The following is a 13,445-nucleotide window of genomic DNA, read 5'->3' on the forward strand; positions in this document are numbered from 1 at the left end:
CCGTGTGCGCCAGAGGGGCAAGGGTTGCTTGCTCTACTGCCCCATAACCGTCATGCCCGCACGTGTTGCGGGCATCCACGTCTTGAACGCCAAAGACGTGGATGGCCGGGGCTGATCCCCGGATCAAGTCCGGGGACGGCCGGGACGACAAAGTATCGAGTATGGCGCCTAAGGCTGTTCGGCCTTACGCCACCGCCTTGATCACCTTGGCGAGCTTGTCGACGATCTCGCCGATCTGCTCCTCGGTGATGATGAGCGGCGGGGAGAGGGCGATGGTGTCGCCCGTGATGCGCATCATCAGGTTGTATTCGTTGAAGCCGCGGTCCATGGCCTCGAAGGCGCGGGCGCCGACCGCGTCCGGGCGTGAGGCGAGGTCGATGGCGCCGACGAGGCCGATGGTGCGGATGTCGAGCACGTTCGGCAGGCCCTTGAGCGAATGGATCGCATCGGCCCAGACCGGCTCCAATGCCTTCGCACGCTCGAAGAGCTTCTCGTCCCGGTAGATGTCCTGGGTGGCGATCGCCGCGGCGCAGGCGAGCGGATGGCCGGAATAGGTATAGCCGTGGAACAGCTCGATCATGTGCTCCGGACCCTGCATGAAGGTGTTGTAGAGCCCTTCACGCACGATCACGCCGCCCATGGGCACGGTGCCGGAATTCACGCCCTTGGCGAAGGTGATCATGTCCGGGATCACGCCGTAGCGCTCGGCGGCGAAAGCGGTGCCGAGGCGGCCGAAGCCCGAGATCACCTCGTCGAAGATCAGCAGGATGCCGTACTTGTCGCAGATCTGGCGCAGGCGCTGCAGGTAGCCCTTCGGGGGCGGCAGCACGCCGGTCGAGCCGGCCATCGGCTCCACGATCACGGCCGCGATGGTGGAGGCATCGTGCAGGGCGACGATGCGCTCGAGCTCGTCCGCGAGATGCGCGCCCCATTCGGGCTCGCCGCGGGAGAAGGCCTGCTCGGCGCGGTTGTAGGTGTGGGGCAGGTGGTCGACGCCTGCGAGCAGGGTGCCGAAGAACTGGCGGTTCTTCACGATGCCGCCCACCGAGATGCCGCCGAAGCCGACACCGTGATAGCCGCGCTCGCGACCGATGAGGCGCGTCTTGCTGCCCTGGCCGCGCACGTTCCAATAGGCGAGGGCGACCTTGAGGGCGGTATCCACCGCCTCGGAGCCCGAGTTGCAGAAGAAGACGTGGTTCAGATCGCCCGGAGCGAGCTGAGCGATACGGGAGGCGGCGGCAAAGCCCTTCGAATGGCCGAACTGGAAGGCGGGAGAGTAATCGAGCTCCGCAGCCTGAGCCTGGATGGCGGCGGTGATCTCGTCGCGGTTATGGCCGGCATTGCAGCACCAGAGGCCGGCCGCGCCGTCGATCACCTCACGTCCGTCGGGCGTGTAGTAGTACATGCCCTTGGCACGGGTGATCATGCGGGGGCGCTGCTTGAAGGATCGATTGGCCGTGAACGGAAGCCACCAGGCGTCCAGATCGTTAGGTGAAGAAACGTCGTTAGCGGCCCGAGACTGAGCGGTCATTGTATTCCCCGAGGATGACTTGGCCGGGGGAGCCTATCAGCCGTCTTCGAAAGCCGCAAAAGGAACTTTGGGAGCGGTCCAAGAGCGGTCCATGAGCATGGCGCAAGCCACGCATCAGCCCGTCATGGCATGAGCATCGTAGCCCGCCGCATCGAGCGCGCGGGCCACCTCGACGCTCTGAGCCTTGGTGATCACATGCACGCGGCCATGTTCCAGATCCACATCGACCCTGGCGTTGGGATCCAGACGCTGGATCGCCTTGGTCACCGCATTGACGCAGCCCTGGCAGGTCATGCCGTCCACCTGCATCAGCAGATCCTTTACGGTTTCTTCCATCGGCGCGTCCTTTCGAAGTTGTGTATTTCCGGCAACAGAGGGGCGGCAAAGTTGTCGATTTCGGTACAGCAGCGCTTGAGGCATGAGGCCAAGTCTGTACAACAACGTTACATTGCCGATTCGCTTCATTTCGCCAAACCAGGGGAGCGGGGGCACCCGTGGTGACCGATAAAGTTCATATCGATAAGGAGCTGAGGGCGAAATTGTTCGCTCTTGCGCTCGCAAGCCTTGCCATGACGGGCGCTGCCGTCGGCTTCCTGCCGGTTTCCGCTGTCGTGCCGTTTGTCGCCTTCTTAGGAATTGCGGCTTCCGCCGGCCTCGTTCTGGTCTGGAAAAAGGCTGAGGAGGCGTCGACGATCGCGCTGCTCGCGAGGGAGGATCTGGCTCTTGTGAATGAGCGGCTGGCCAAGCTCGAGCAGCTCTTGCAGACGAACCCTGCGGCCACTCCTGCGCTTCGCACGACCATGGCGGAGGTCACCGGCACGGTGGGCCTTCTCGGAGGCGTGGTGCGTGAGCTTGCCAAGAACGTCGCCGCCCAGAACCGCGATGTGGCCGAGCTGAAGGGAAGCCTGAAAGCCGCTCCGAAGACGGAGGAACCGCAGCAGGAGCGGGTTGCCCCCGTTCTTCTGCCCCAGACCTCGATCCCGATACCTGCCGCCGCGAGCCGGCCCGCCCCGCAGCCCGCACCCCGCAAGGCGGCAGACGAAGAGCTGCGCCGCATGCGCCTGATCACCCAGGCCTTCGAGGCCGACAGCATCGAGCTGCATCTGCAGCCGATCGTCTCGCTGCCTCAGCGCAAGATCCGTTTTTACGAAGCCCTGGCGCGCCTGCGTCTGGCTGATGGCACGCTGCTCGGCCCCTCTGAATTTCTCGGTGCTCTCGAGCGCCTGGGCCGCGCACCGGAATTCGACCGCCGGGTCCTGAACCGCGCCATGGCCGTGGCCTACCACCTCATCACCAAGGGCAGCGAGGCCATCGTCAGCGTGAACCTGACGCCGCACTCCGTCCGGGAGCCGGGCTTTCTCTGGTCGCTCACCGGGCTGGTCGATACGGCGCCCGAGACGCTCGGCAAGGTGGTGCTCGAATTCCCGCAGGAATGCTGGCGCGAACTCGATGCCGACCGGAAGGCAGCCTTGGGCCTCCTGCGCGACAAGGGCGTGCCGCTCTCCCTCGACACGGCCACCGATCTCCGCTTCGACGCGCGAGAACTTGCCGATCTCGGCGTGCGCTTCGTGAAGCTCCCGGCCGAGCTTCTGGTCGCCGCCGAGCAGGAGGAGCATCATCGCTTGAGCCCGGATCTCGGCGTGCGCGACTTCGCCTCGGCATTGCGCCGCGAGGGCATCCGACTCGTAGCCGAGCATGTGGAGCGCGAGGAGATGGTGCCGGTGCTGGCCGAGATCGGTGTGCCGCTGGCTCAAGGCTTCGTCTTTGCCGCACCGCGCGCGGTCAAGGCCGAGGTGCTGGGCGCAGCCGCTCCGCAGGCATCCTCAGAGAGCACGCAACCGCTTTTGCGACGCGCCGGCTAGAGCATCGTTCATGCGAAAAGTGGATCCGGTTTTCCGCTCCAGACCATGCGCTTCTCCAGGAAGAGAGCATCGGAGTGGCCCCAAAAGTGCAAATCCACTTTTCTCGTCCGATGCCGTAGCGCCTCGTGCGGAACCGGAGGTCCGCGTCAGCGACCTGAAGGGCCACGTCAGTGAAAAGGGGACCCGGTTTTCCGCGTCTAACGATGCGCCGCTCAACAAGGGAGCATCGGCTCAATCCTATAAAGTGGACTCGACTTTTCTCGTCCGATGCTCTGCCGGGCTGGTTGACTTAAGAGACGCAAGGGCCTACCCGCCCGGGTTCATCACCAGCGAGATCCTATGACAGCCTCTTCCCGTCCCGCTCTCGTCGAGGGCCTGAAATCTCTTGCCGACGGCTATGACCTCATTCTCTGCGATGTCTGGGGCGTCCTGCACAACGGCGTGAAGGCCTATGAGGCCGCAGGCGATGCCCTGACGCGTTTTCGCGCGAAGGGCGGACGCGTCGTCCTCGTCTCCAACGCGCCGCGCCCCGGTTCTGCTGTGGCGACGCAGCTCGACGGCTTCCAGGTCCCTCGCTCGGCCTACGATGCGGTCGTGACCTCCGGCGACCTGACGCGGCTTGCCATCGAAGAGCGGCTCGACAAGGTCGTGAACCACATCGGCCCACCCCGGGATATGCCGATCTATGACGGCCTCGATGTGCGCTTCGGCTCCATCGAGGAGGCGGATTACGTGGTATGCTCCGGTTTCGACGACGACGAGCACGAGACGGTCGAGAATTACCGCGCGCGATTGGAGGCTATGCTTCGCCGCGACTTGCTCATGGTCTGCGCCAATCCCGATCTCATCGTGGAGCGCGGCCACATGATCCTGCCCTGCGCAGGTACCATTGCACTCGCCTATGAGGAGATGGGCGGCACGGTGTTCTATGCGGGTAAGCCCCACGCGCCGGTCTATGAGAAGGCGCTCGCCGTCGCCTCGGGCTTGAGCCATCGCGCGATTCCGAAGGAGCGGGTGCTGGCCGTGGGCGATGCGATCCGCACCGACATCACGGGTGCAGTCGGCTTTGACATCGACTCCGTTCTGATCGCACGCGGCATTCATGCCAAGGAGCTTGGCCTGCACAAGGGTGACCTCGTCTCCGATCACGTGCAGGATTGGGTGGACCGCCAGCCGGTTGCGCCGACCGCCATCATGGACGTGCTCACCTGGGGGGCCTGAAACCCTCCCTTGACCCCACGGCCGGTTGAGGTAGAGACCCGCTTCATGCCCTCCGACAAGCCCCTTGCCCCGGTCCCGTCCTCCTTCGCGGTTTGCCGCGATGGCGAGCCCGTGCCCGAGAGCTTGAAAGGGGCTGTGGCGGCCATCGGCAATTTCGACGGTGTCCATCGCGGGCATCGCTATCTGCTGGACATGGCCCTGCGCTCCGGCAAGCCCGCCGCCGCTCTCACCTTCGAGCCGCATCCGCGCAGCTTCTTCCAGCCCGACAAACCGCTGTTTCGCCTCACGCCCGAGCCGGTGAAGCTCGAGATCTTCGCGCGCCTTGGTCTCGCAGGCGCCTTCGTGCGGCGCTTCGATCAGGCGCTCGCTGCTCTCAAGGCGGAAGAGTTCGTGAACATGCTGGCGCGGGAGCTCCAACTCTCCGGTGTCGTCATCGGCCACGATTTCCATTTCGGACGCGGGCGCGAGGGTGACCCTGAGCGCATGCGCGAGCTGTGCCGCAAACTCGGGCTCGACTGTTTCATCGCACCCGCGATCGTGGAAGGCTCCGAGCCGGTTTCCTCCAGCGCCATTCGTGCTGCTTTGGAGGCGGGCGACATTGCCAAGGCCAACAAGCTCTTAGGCTATCGCTGGTTCGTCCGCGCCGAGGTGCGGCATGGCGACAAGCGGGGCAGGGAGCTGGGCTATCCCACGGCCAATATGCGCCTGCCCGACGATTGCCGCCTGCGGCATGGCATCTATACGGTGCGCGCCTCCGTGAACGGCAAGCCGGTCGATGGCGTCGCCAGCTTCGGCCGCCGTCCGACCTTCGACAACGGCGCGCCTCTGCTCGAAACGCATCTCTTCGATTTCAAAGGCGATCTCTACGGGAAGACGCTCGATGTGGAGTTCATCGGCTGGATCCGCGGCGAGGAGCGCTTCGAGGGGATCGAGGCACTGGTCGCGCAGATGGATCGGGATTCGGAGGAGGCCATGCGGATGCTTGCCGAAGACCGGACCCCATCGATGATGGGATAAGCTGATCAGGCCACGGGCTTCAGCGCTCGCGCGGCCATGGCGTAGCCGCCCATCGCACCGTCGACGAAATGAACGTGATCGCTGCGCGTCGGCGAGGGCACGAAGCACGTCATGAGCGCGGCGTGCTGCCGGTGCAGGCCGTAGCGAGCAATGCCGTTTTCTTGGGCCTGTGCGAGCATGCTTTCGAGCCGGTCCGCGAGGGCGGCCGTACAATCCAGCGTCATGCGCAATCCATCATCGAACTTGCGGAAATCCGTGTTCTCGACGAGCTGGTCCTGATAACGCACCGGGTCGAAGCCGCCGATGGGCTGTCCGACCTTAAAGATCAGGAACGCGATCAGGCGCTTGACCGCCAATTGCGCCTTGGCGGCGAGGCTGCCCTGCTTCACCGTCTTGGCTTCGATCTCGAAGCCCTTGAACGGTCCGGCAAGCGGTGGACCGTTCAAGGGAATGGGCCTGCGGGCTTCCTCGGGATTGTCGGCGAGGGAGAGGATCTCGCCGACAAGTCTGGTGAAAGCGGCCTGATCGCCACCGGGGGCGGGGATCACGATCAATGACAGGATGATGCCTTTCTCGGACCGCAGCTCATCGAACCGGCAGGAGAGCCCTGTCAGGTCCGGCCATGTGCCGGGCGGGGCGGACGGCACCGCGAAGGCACCTTCCTTCATTCGCCGCTCGGCATAAGCCAATCCTCCGCCCGAAAACATGGCGTAGGTCACGTCATGCGAAGCGGCAAAGCGCGCGATCCGCACGTCATAGCCTTCCGCCCTGATCGTGGAAACCGGCACGAGGGCCACGCGCAGCGTGAAGCCGAAGGCGTCCTGGGCCCAGGCTGCAACGCTAGCCAGCACCTCGCGGGCGTTATCGGCTTGTTGAGGCGGTACGGCGAAGCTCGCGCCGTCTCCGCCGAAGACGAAAGGAAAATCCTGATCGCCGAGCCTGTTGGCCAATGCGGCGATCAAAGAGGCCGCCGCCGTGTTGACCTCCTTATAGCGTCCCGCCGCGATGGCGGAGGTGGACTTCACGATGTCGCTCAGGCCTAAGACCCAGCCGTCCGGCAGGGGCGTGTAGATGGCGGGCTCGGTGAGCCGGGAGAATTGCTCGAAAACGGGCAGGCGGGCATAGAAGTCCGCGTGGTCCTGCGTGTCGGCTTCCCGTCCGCCCGTGTCCATGGCCTCTAGCCCACAACTTCGCCCTCGGGCGCGCCCCGGCCCAGCTCGTCCGGCAGCGGATCGCCCTCTGCCACGAAGCGCAGGGAGACCGAGTTCATGCAGTAGCGCTCGCCGGTCGGGGGAGGGCCGTCATTGAACACGTGGCCGAGATGGCCCTCGCAGCGGGCGCAGCGGATTTCCGTGCGGATCATGCCGTAGCTCGTGTCCCGCACGAAGGCGATGTGGGCGCGGTCGATGGGGTCGAAGAAGCTCGGCCAGCCGGTGCCGGATTCGAACTTGGTGCCTGACTTGAAGAGGGGCAGACCGCAGAGGCGGCAGCAATAGGTGCCCTTTTCCTTGGCCTCGTTGAAGATGCCGCAGAAGGGCCGTTCCGTGCCGTGCTCTAGGAGGACGCGGCGCTCCTCGTCATCGAGATTGTCCACGAGCAGGCGGAGCTGCTCAGGAGAGGGGGACGTCAGGTCGAAGCCGGCGCGGGAGCGCTTGCCTTCTGTGGTGGTCATGTCTGCCATGGGTCGGTCCTAATCTTCCGGGCTCGAGTCGGTTCTGGCCCCATACATAGGGAGCGGTTGCTCAAATCACCACGCTTTATTATCCAGCCCGGCACTGCTAAAAGGCTCCCATGCCCATGGTTTTTCAGGCTCACCTCACGGCCCGCATCCGCGCCGCACGAATTATCGGCCCGGCCCTCGCGTAACCCGCGAAGGTCCGGGATTTGAGCCGTTCGCCTCAAACAAAGCCTGAATTGAGCCCCAGGATCAGGGGCCGCTTGGATCGATTGACCGTCATGACCGATAAGCCTGAGAGCGCCGCACGCGACTATTCTGAAACCCTGTTCCTGCCGCAGACCGAGTTCCCCATGCGAGCGGGACTGCCCCAGCGCGAGCCGCAATTCCTGGAACGCTGGAACGAGATGAAGCTCTATGAGCGCCTGCGCGAGGCCCAGAAGGGCCGCCCGCGCTTCGTGCTGCACGATGGTCCTCCCTATGCCAACGGCAACATTCATATTGGCCACGCCCTCAACAAGATCCTCAAGGACCTGATCGTCCGCTCGCAGGGCATGCTGGGCTTCGATTCCAACTACGTGCCGGGCTGGGACTGCCACGGCCTTCCCATCGAGTGGAAGATCGAGGAGGAGTACCGCGCCAAGGGCAAGAACAAGGACGAGGTGCCGATCGTCGAGTTCCGCCGCGAGTGCCGGGCGTTTGCCGAGAAGTGGATCGACGTGCAGCGCGAGGAGTTCAAGCGCCTCGGCGTCGGCGGCGACTGGTCGAACCCGTATCTCACCATGTCCTATGACGCAGAAGCGCAGATCGCCCGCGAGATCATCAAGTTCGCGACGAGCGACCAGCTCTATCGTGGCTCTAAGCCGGTCATGTGGTCCTCCGTCGAGAAGACCGCGCTCGCCGAAGCCGAGGTCGAGTATCACGAGAAGACCTCCCCTACGATCTGGGTGAGGTTCAAGATCACCAACACGCTCGACGGCGACCTCGAAGGCGCCTCGGTCGTGATCTGGACGACGACTCCCTGGACGATCCCGGCGAACCGCGCCATTGCCTTCGGCTCCGACATTGCTTACGGCCTCTACAAGGTCACGGAAGCTGCCGACGACAACTGGGCGAAGGTGGGTGATCGTCTGATTCTCGCCGACAAACTTGCGGCGGACGTGTTCGCGGCTGCGCGCGTCACTGGTTACGAGCGGGTGAAGGATGTTCTGCCGGTGATGATCGAACGCTGCGCGCATCCGTTCCGCGGCCTTGAAGGCGCAAATGGTTATTGGGATTACCCGGTGCCGATGCTGCCTGCCGACTACGTCACCGATGATGCCGGTACGGGCTTCGTGCACACCGCACCCGGCCACGGCGCGGACGACTACAACACTTACGTGAAGCATCGCGACGTGTTCGTCGCCTGCGGCACCCGGGAAGTGCCGCACACGGTGTCGCCGGACTCGTCCTACTTCCCTCAAATCCCGTTCTTCGCGGGCGAGCGCATCTATGACGACAAGGGCAAGGATGCGGGCGCGAACGAAGCGGTGATCAAGAAGCTCGTGGAAGCAGGCGCGTTGATCGCACGCGGTCGCCTGAAGCACCAGTATCCGCATTCCTGGCGCTCGAAGGGCCCGCTCATCTTCCGCAACACGCCGCAATGGTTCATCTCGATGGACAAGCCGCTCGACGACAAGGGCGACACGCTCCGTCAGCGTGCGCTGCGCGGCATCGAAAGCGTGGAGTGGGTGCCGGAATCCGGCGAGAACCGCATCAACGGCATGATCGCCAACCGCCCCGACTGGGTGGTCTCGCGCCAGCGCGCCTGGGGCGTGCCGATCGCGGTCTTCGTGAAGAAGGGCACCAACGAGATCCTCAAGGACAGCCGGGTCAACAACGCCATCGCCGAGGCCTTCGAGAACGAAGGCGCGGATGCGTGGTATGCGGATGACGGTTCGCGCTTCCTGAAAGCGGGTGGCTACGATCTGAGCGACTTCGAGAAGGTGAACGACATTCTCGACGTGTGGTTCGACTCCGGCTGCACGCACGCCTTCGCTCTTGAAAAGCGTGCGGATCTGCAGGTTCGCCGCAAGGTCGATGGCGGTCCCGATCAGGTCATGTATCTCGAAGGCTCGGATCAGCATCGCGGCTGGTTCCACTCGTCTCTGCTCGAGAGCTGCGGCACGCGCGGCCGCGCGCCTTACGACATCGTCGTCACGCACGGCTTCACGCTCGACGAGCAGGGCCGCAAGATGTCGAAGTCGCTCGGCAACACGGTCGCGCCGCAGGCCATCATCAAGGAATACGGCGCGGACATCCTGCGTCTCTGGACGGCCTCGGTCGATTACTGGGACGATCAGCGCATCGGTCCCGAGATCATCAAGACGACCGCTGAAACCTACCGCAAGCTGCGTAACACGATCCGTTGGATGCTGGGCTCGCTCGCGCATTTCCGCGAGGCGGACAGGGTCGAGTTCGGCACGATGCCGGAGCTGGAGCGCTTCGTGCTGCATCGCCTCGTCGAACTCGACGGCGACATGCGCGAGGCCTATGCGAGCTACGACTTCAAGCGCGTGGTCGCGCTCCTGAACTCGTTCATGACCACGGACCTGTCGGCGTTCTATTTCGACATCCGCAAGGACACGCTCTATTGCGATCCGATCTCGAGCGTCGCCCGCAAGAGCGCGCTCAGCGTGATCGACCAGACCTTCCGCTGCGTGGTGACCTGGATCGCACCGATCCTCTCCTTCACGGCGGAGGAGGCGTGGCTCGCGCGCTTCCCGAATGCCGAGTCGGTGCATCTCGAAACCTTCCCGCAGGTGCAGCCTGAGTGGCGCAACGAGGCGCTGGCCGAGCGTTGGGCCCAGGTACGCCGCGTGCGCCGCGTCGTCACCGGCGCACTGGAGATCGAGCGTGCGCAGAAGCGCATCGGCGCGAGCCTCGAGGCCGCTCCCGTAGTGCACATCGCCGACGAGGGCCTCTTCCAAGCTGTCCAGGGCCTCGACATGGCTGAGATCTGCATCACCTCCGCCATCCAGGTAGTGCAGGGCGAAGGTCCCGCAGACGCCTTCCGTCTCGAAGACGCGAAGGGCGTCGCCGTGGTGCCGGAATTGGCCAAAGGTCGCAAATGCGCCCGCTCCTGGAAGGTCACGCCGGATGTGGGCAGCGATCCGGAATATCCGGATGTGACGCCGCGCGATGCGGCGGCCCTGCGCGAGTGGGATCGGCTGAAGGCGGCTGCGGAATGATCAAAGGCGAGAGCTCCCAGGCGCCGGCCTCCGGCGCGAGTGCCTCCGAGGCCGCCCCGCAGCGCCCCCGTGCTGCGGCCAAGCCCCGCTCGCCCAAGAGCAGGGCTAAGGGCCGTGCCGTTCAGGCCGGGCTCTCGATGGCCGCGATCCTCGGGTTCTCGGCAGCGATGATCACCCTGGTCCTCGATCAGGCAACCAAGCTCTACACCCTGTTCGTCTACGATCTGCCCCTGAAGGAGCCGGTGGAATTCGCGCCCTTCATCAACCTGATCGTGGTCTGGAACCGCGGCATCTCCTACGGCCTCTTTCAGCAGGACGGTGGCATGGGCCGCTGGGTCCTGATCGTCGTCTCGATTCTCGCCTCCATCGGTCTTTCCTTCTGGATTCGCCGCACCAAGGCCAGGCTCTTGGCCGTTTCCCTCGGACTTATCGTGGGTGGGGCTATCGGAAACGTGATCGACCGGCTGGCCTATGGTGCCGTGTTCGATTTCATCCAATTCCAGATCGGCAACTGGTCCTGGTACGTGTTCAACGTGGCGGATGCGGCCATCGTTGCCGGGGTGATCGGTTTGCTTTATGACTCCTTCATCCTGGAACCGAGGCGGGGGCGATAGCCCTAAAGCGTCTGACAAGCTGCCTTATGTTCGCCCTAAAGAGCGATCAGGCGTTCCAGGCATAAAAGGAAACAATGGTGGGTGTGCCATGAAGGGAATGAAAGTCTTTGGCCTTGCGGGCGCTTTGGCACTCGCGGTCGCGGCATCCTCGGCCTCGGCGGAGGAAGGCGAGGCTGTGAAGAGCCTCCTGGGCAGCATCGGCATCATCCCGAAGGAAAAAGAGCCGATCATCTATAATGAGCGCGCGCCTCTCGTGCTGCCGCCGAAGATGGATCTGCCGGCCCCGGTCCCCCGCAACGGCGCTGAGGCGAATGCCAGCTGGCCCAAGGACCCCGACGTGGCAGCCCGCCGCAAGGCCGCCAACGAGGCCAAGATGCCTTACACGAGCACCGAGCTCTACAAACACAACAGCGACAAGCCGCTCTCCATCGACGAGATCCGCGCGGGCCGCAACCCGAATAACCGCGTCACCAGCCCGCCGCCCCTGGTTGGCGGACAGGCTGAAAACAGCCGCATGACGCCGGACGAGCTGCGTGCTTTCTCGCAGGAGAAAAAGGCCGAGCTCCAGGGCGACGGCTTGGAGCGTCGCTACTTGAGCGATCCTCCGCAGAATCTCCTGAAGGCTGCCAGCGGTGCGCCTCTCAAGGCCTCCGCCGATCCGATCCCGACGGGCGATCCCGACAGCCCGACGGCGTTCATCGAGCAGGAGCGGCGTAGACGGCAATAAGTTATTGCCATTTCCTTCTTTCTTCAGGCGAACGGGCACCCCCGCTTCGCCTGAAGACGTTCTAGGGGCCTTGCAAAGCCAAGCCTGTTGAAGCCCTCTGGCGCTAACCATGTCGCACCTTGAAGGCATCCTGCCTCGCTTGCTTGCTTCCCCGATTGGACTATTCCCGTAGGGATTACCCTACGAAACGATTTGCTGCCTTTAAGGTTGAACCGATATGAAGACTGCCTCCAAGCCCATCCTCAGAGCCGATGCCTCGTCCTTCGGGCGCACGGAAGGCAGCGGCCCCAATCTCTCTTCCTTCACTCTCGACAACGGTCTCGATGTCGTGGTGATCCCCGATCATCGCGCTCCCGTCGTCACGCACATGGTGTGGTATCGCAACGGTTCGGCTGACGATCCGATCAGCCAATCGGGCATTGCGCACTTCCTCGAACACCTGATGTTCAAGGGTACCGAGAAACATCCGGCGGGCGAATTCTCGAAAGTGGTTTCCGGCCTCGGCGGTCAGGAGAATGCCTTCACCTCCTTCGACTACACGGCTTACTTCCAGCGCGTGGCGCGCGAGAACCTGAAGGTCATGATGGAGTTCGAGTCGGACCGCATGACCAATCTGCTGCTGGAAGAGTCGGTGATTGGTCCTGAGCGCGACGTCGTTCTCGAAGAGCGCCGCATGCGCGTGGAGACCGATCCTTCCGCTCAGCTTTCCGAGGCAATGGCCGCTGCGCTCTTCGTACATCATCCTTACGGCATTCCGATCATCGGCTGGATGCACGAGATCGAGACGCTCAACCGTGAGCATGCGCTCGATTACTACAGGCGTTTCTACACGCCTGAGAACGGCATCCTGGTCGTCGCTGGCGATGTGACTGCCGACGAGGTGCGCCGCCTGGCAGACGACACCTATGGCCGCATTACGCCTCAAGGCAAGCGCCCAGTGCGTGTGCGTCCGCGCGAGCCTGAGCCTGTGGCTGCACGCCACATCACCGTTGCCGATCCGAAGGTCGAGCAGCCGACGATGCAGCGGCTCTATCTCGTGCCGTCCTGCCGCACGGCTACGCACCGCGATTGCTATGCGCTCGAGCTTCTGGCCGAAGTGATCGGCGGCGGCCCGACGTCCTATCTCTATCGCAAGCTCGTCATGGAGCGGGGCATCGCGGTGAATGCCGGTGCTTGGTACATGTCCTCTGCGATGGAAGACACGCGCTTCTGCGTCTATGCGGTTCCGGCCGAGGGCGTTTCGCTTTCCGCGCTCGAAGAAGCGGTGGACCAAGTGCTCAAGACCATTCCCGCCGAGGCTCTCGATTCCGACGCCATCGAGCGCGCCAAGACGCGTCTCGTGGCCGAGACGATCTACTCCACCGACAGCCAGTCGTCACTTGCGCGCATCTATGGCTCCGCTCTCGCCATCGGTGAGACGATCGAGGACGTACGCCGCTGGCCGGTGGAAATCGAGACCGTGCTCAAGGAGGATCTCGCCTCCGCCGCCGAGCGCTATCTCGTCGCCCGCCGTTCCGTGACGGGTTATCTGCAAAAGTCGGCGTCTTGACCGCCTGCACAAGATTTGA

Annotated in this window: 11 protein-coding genes; 7 read left to right on the forward strand and 4 right to left on the reverse strand. The window is 63.9% G+C overall.

The window, feature by feature from the left end; genetic code table 11:
* Positions 1 to 184: 184 nt before the first annotated feature.
* Positions 185 to 1,531, reverse strand: a complete 1,347-nt coding sequence (gene aptA / locus AA309_RS19460; protein WP_047190674.1) for an omega-aminotransferase AptA — start codon at positions 1,529 to 1,531, stop codon at positions 185 to 187.
* Between the two features lie 114 nt (positions 1,532 to 1,645).
* A complete protein-coding gene (locus AA309_RS19465) occupies positions 1,646 to 1,867 on the reverse strand; it encodes a heavy-metal-associated domain-containing protein (protein WP_047190675.1) in 222 nt (73 codons plus the stop codon).
* Between the two features lie 161 nt (positions 1,868 to 2,028).
* Here AA309_RS19465 and AA309_RS19470 point away from each other — a divergent pair, with 161 nt between their 5' ends.
* The 3 genes from AA309_RS19470 to AA309_RS19480 all read left to right on the forward strand — a co-directional run bounded on the left by AA309_RS19470 (position 2,029) and on the right by AA309_RS19480 (position 5,631).
* Positions 2,029 to 3,393 (forward strand): EAL domain-containing protein, encoded by a 1,365-nt coding sequence (locus AA309_RS19470; protein ID WP_150117656.1) that lies wholly within the window; start codon positions 2,029 to 2,031, stop codon positions 3,391 to 3,393.
* A gap of 339 nt (positions 3,394 to 3,732) precedes the next feature.
* Positions 3,733 to 4,614: a TIGR01459 family HAD-type hydrolase gene (locus tag AA309_RS19475; protein WP_047190677.1), complete on the forward strand. Its 882-nt coding sequence runs from the start codon at positions 3,733 to 3,735 to the stop codon at positions 4,612 to 4,614.
* A gap of 45 nt (positions 4,615 to 4,659) precedes the next feature.
* The gene (locus AA309_RS19480; RefSeq protein WP_047190678.1) at positions 4,660 to 5,631 is read left to right on the forward strand and encodes a bifunctional riboflavin kinase/FAD synthetase; all 972 of its coding nucleotides are present in this window, start codon (positions 4,660 to 4,662) and stop codon (positions 5,629 to 5,631) included.
* 5 nt (positions 5,632 to 5,636) lie between these two features.
* Here the strand turns inward: AA309_RS19480 and AA309_RS19485 are convergent, their stop codons facing one another.
* The gene (locus AA309_RS19485; protein WP_047190679.1) at positions 5,637 to 6,803 is read right to left on the reverse strand and encodes a DUF3095 domain-containing protein; all 1,167 of its coding nucleotides are present in this window, start codon (positions 6,801 to 6,803) and stop codon (positions 5,637 to 5,639) included.
* A 5-nt stretch (positions 6,804 to 6,808) separates the two neighbouring features.
* Positions 6,809 to 7,312: a peptide-methionine (R)-S-oxide reductase MsrB gene (gene msrB / locus AA309_RS19490; protein WP_047190680.1), complete on the reverse strand. Its 504-nt coding sequence runs from the start codon at positions 7,310 to 7,312 to the stop codon at positions 6,809 to 6,811.
* A 275-nt stretch (positions 7,313 to 7,587) separates the two neighbouring features.
* Between msrB and ileS the strand changes: the two genes are divergently transcribed.
* The 4 genes from ileS to AA309_RS19510 all read left to right on the forward strand — a co-directional run bounded on the left by ileS (position 7,588) and on the right by AA309_RS19510 (position 13,426).
* Entirely contained in the window at positions 7,588 to 10,536 is a 2,949-nt protein-coding gene (gene ileS / locus AA309_RS19495; RefSeq protein ID WP_047190681.1) for an isoleucine--tRNA ligase, read from the forward strand.
* A 137-nt stretch (positions 10,537 to 10,673) separates the two neighbouring features.
* Positions 10,674 to 11,150, forward strand: a complete 477-nt coding sequence (gene lspA / locus AA309_RS19500; RefSeq protein WP_047190714.1) for a signal peptidase II — start codon at positions 10,674 to 10,676, stop codon at positions 11,148 to 11,150.
* An 88-nt stretch (positions 11,151 to 11,238) separates the two neighbouring features.
* Positions 11,239 to 11,877 carry a hypothetical protein gene (locus AA309_RS32255; RefSeq protein WP_052954860.1) on the forward strand — a complete coding sequence of 213 codons (639 nt, stop codon included), beginning with the start codon at positions 11,239 to 11,241 and terminating at the stop codon, positions 11,875 to 11,877.
* A 217-nt stretch (positions 11,878 to 12,094) separates the two neighbouring features.
* Complete coding sequence (locus tag AA309_RS19510; protein WP_047190682.1) at positions 12,095 to 13,426, forward strand: M16 family metallopeptidase; 1,332 nt, start codon at positions 12,095 to 12,097, stop codon at positions 13,424 to 13,426.
* Positions 13,427 to 13,445: the final 19 nt, after the last annotated feature.

The organism is Microvirga vignae (genome assembly GCF_001017175.1).
GTDB lineage: Bacteria > Pseudomonadota > Alphaproteobacteria > Rhizobiales > Beijerinckiaceae > Microvirga > Microvirga vignae.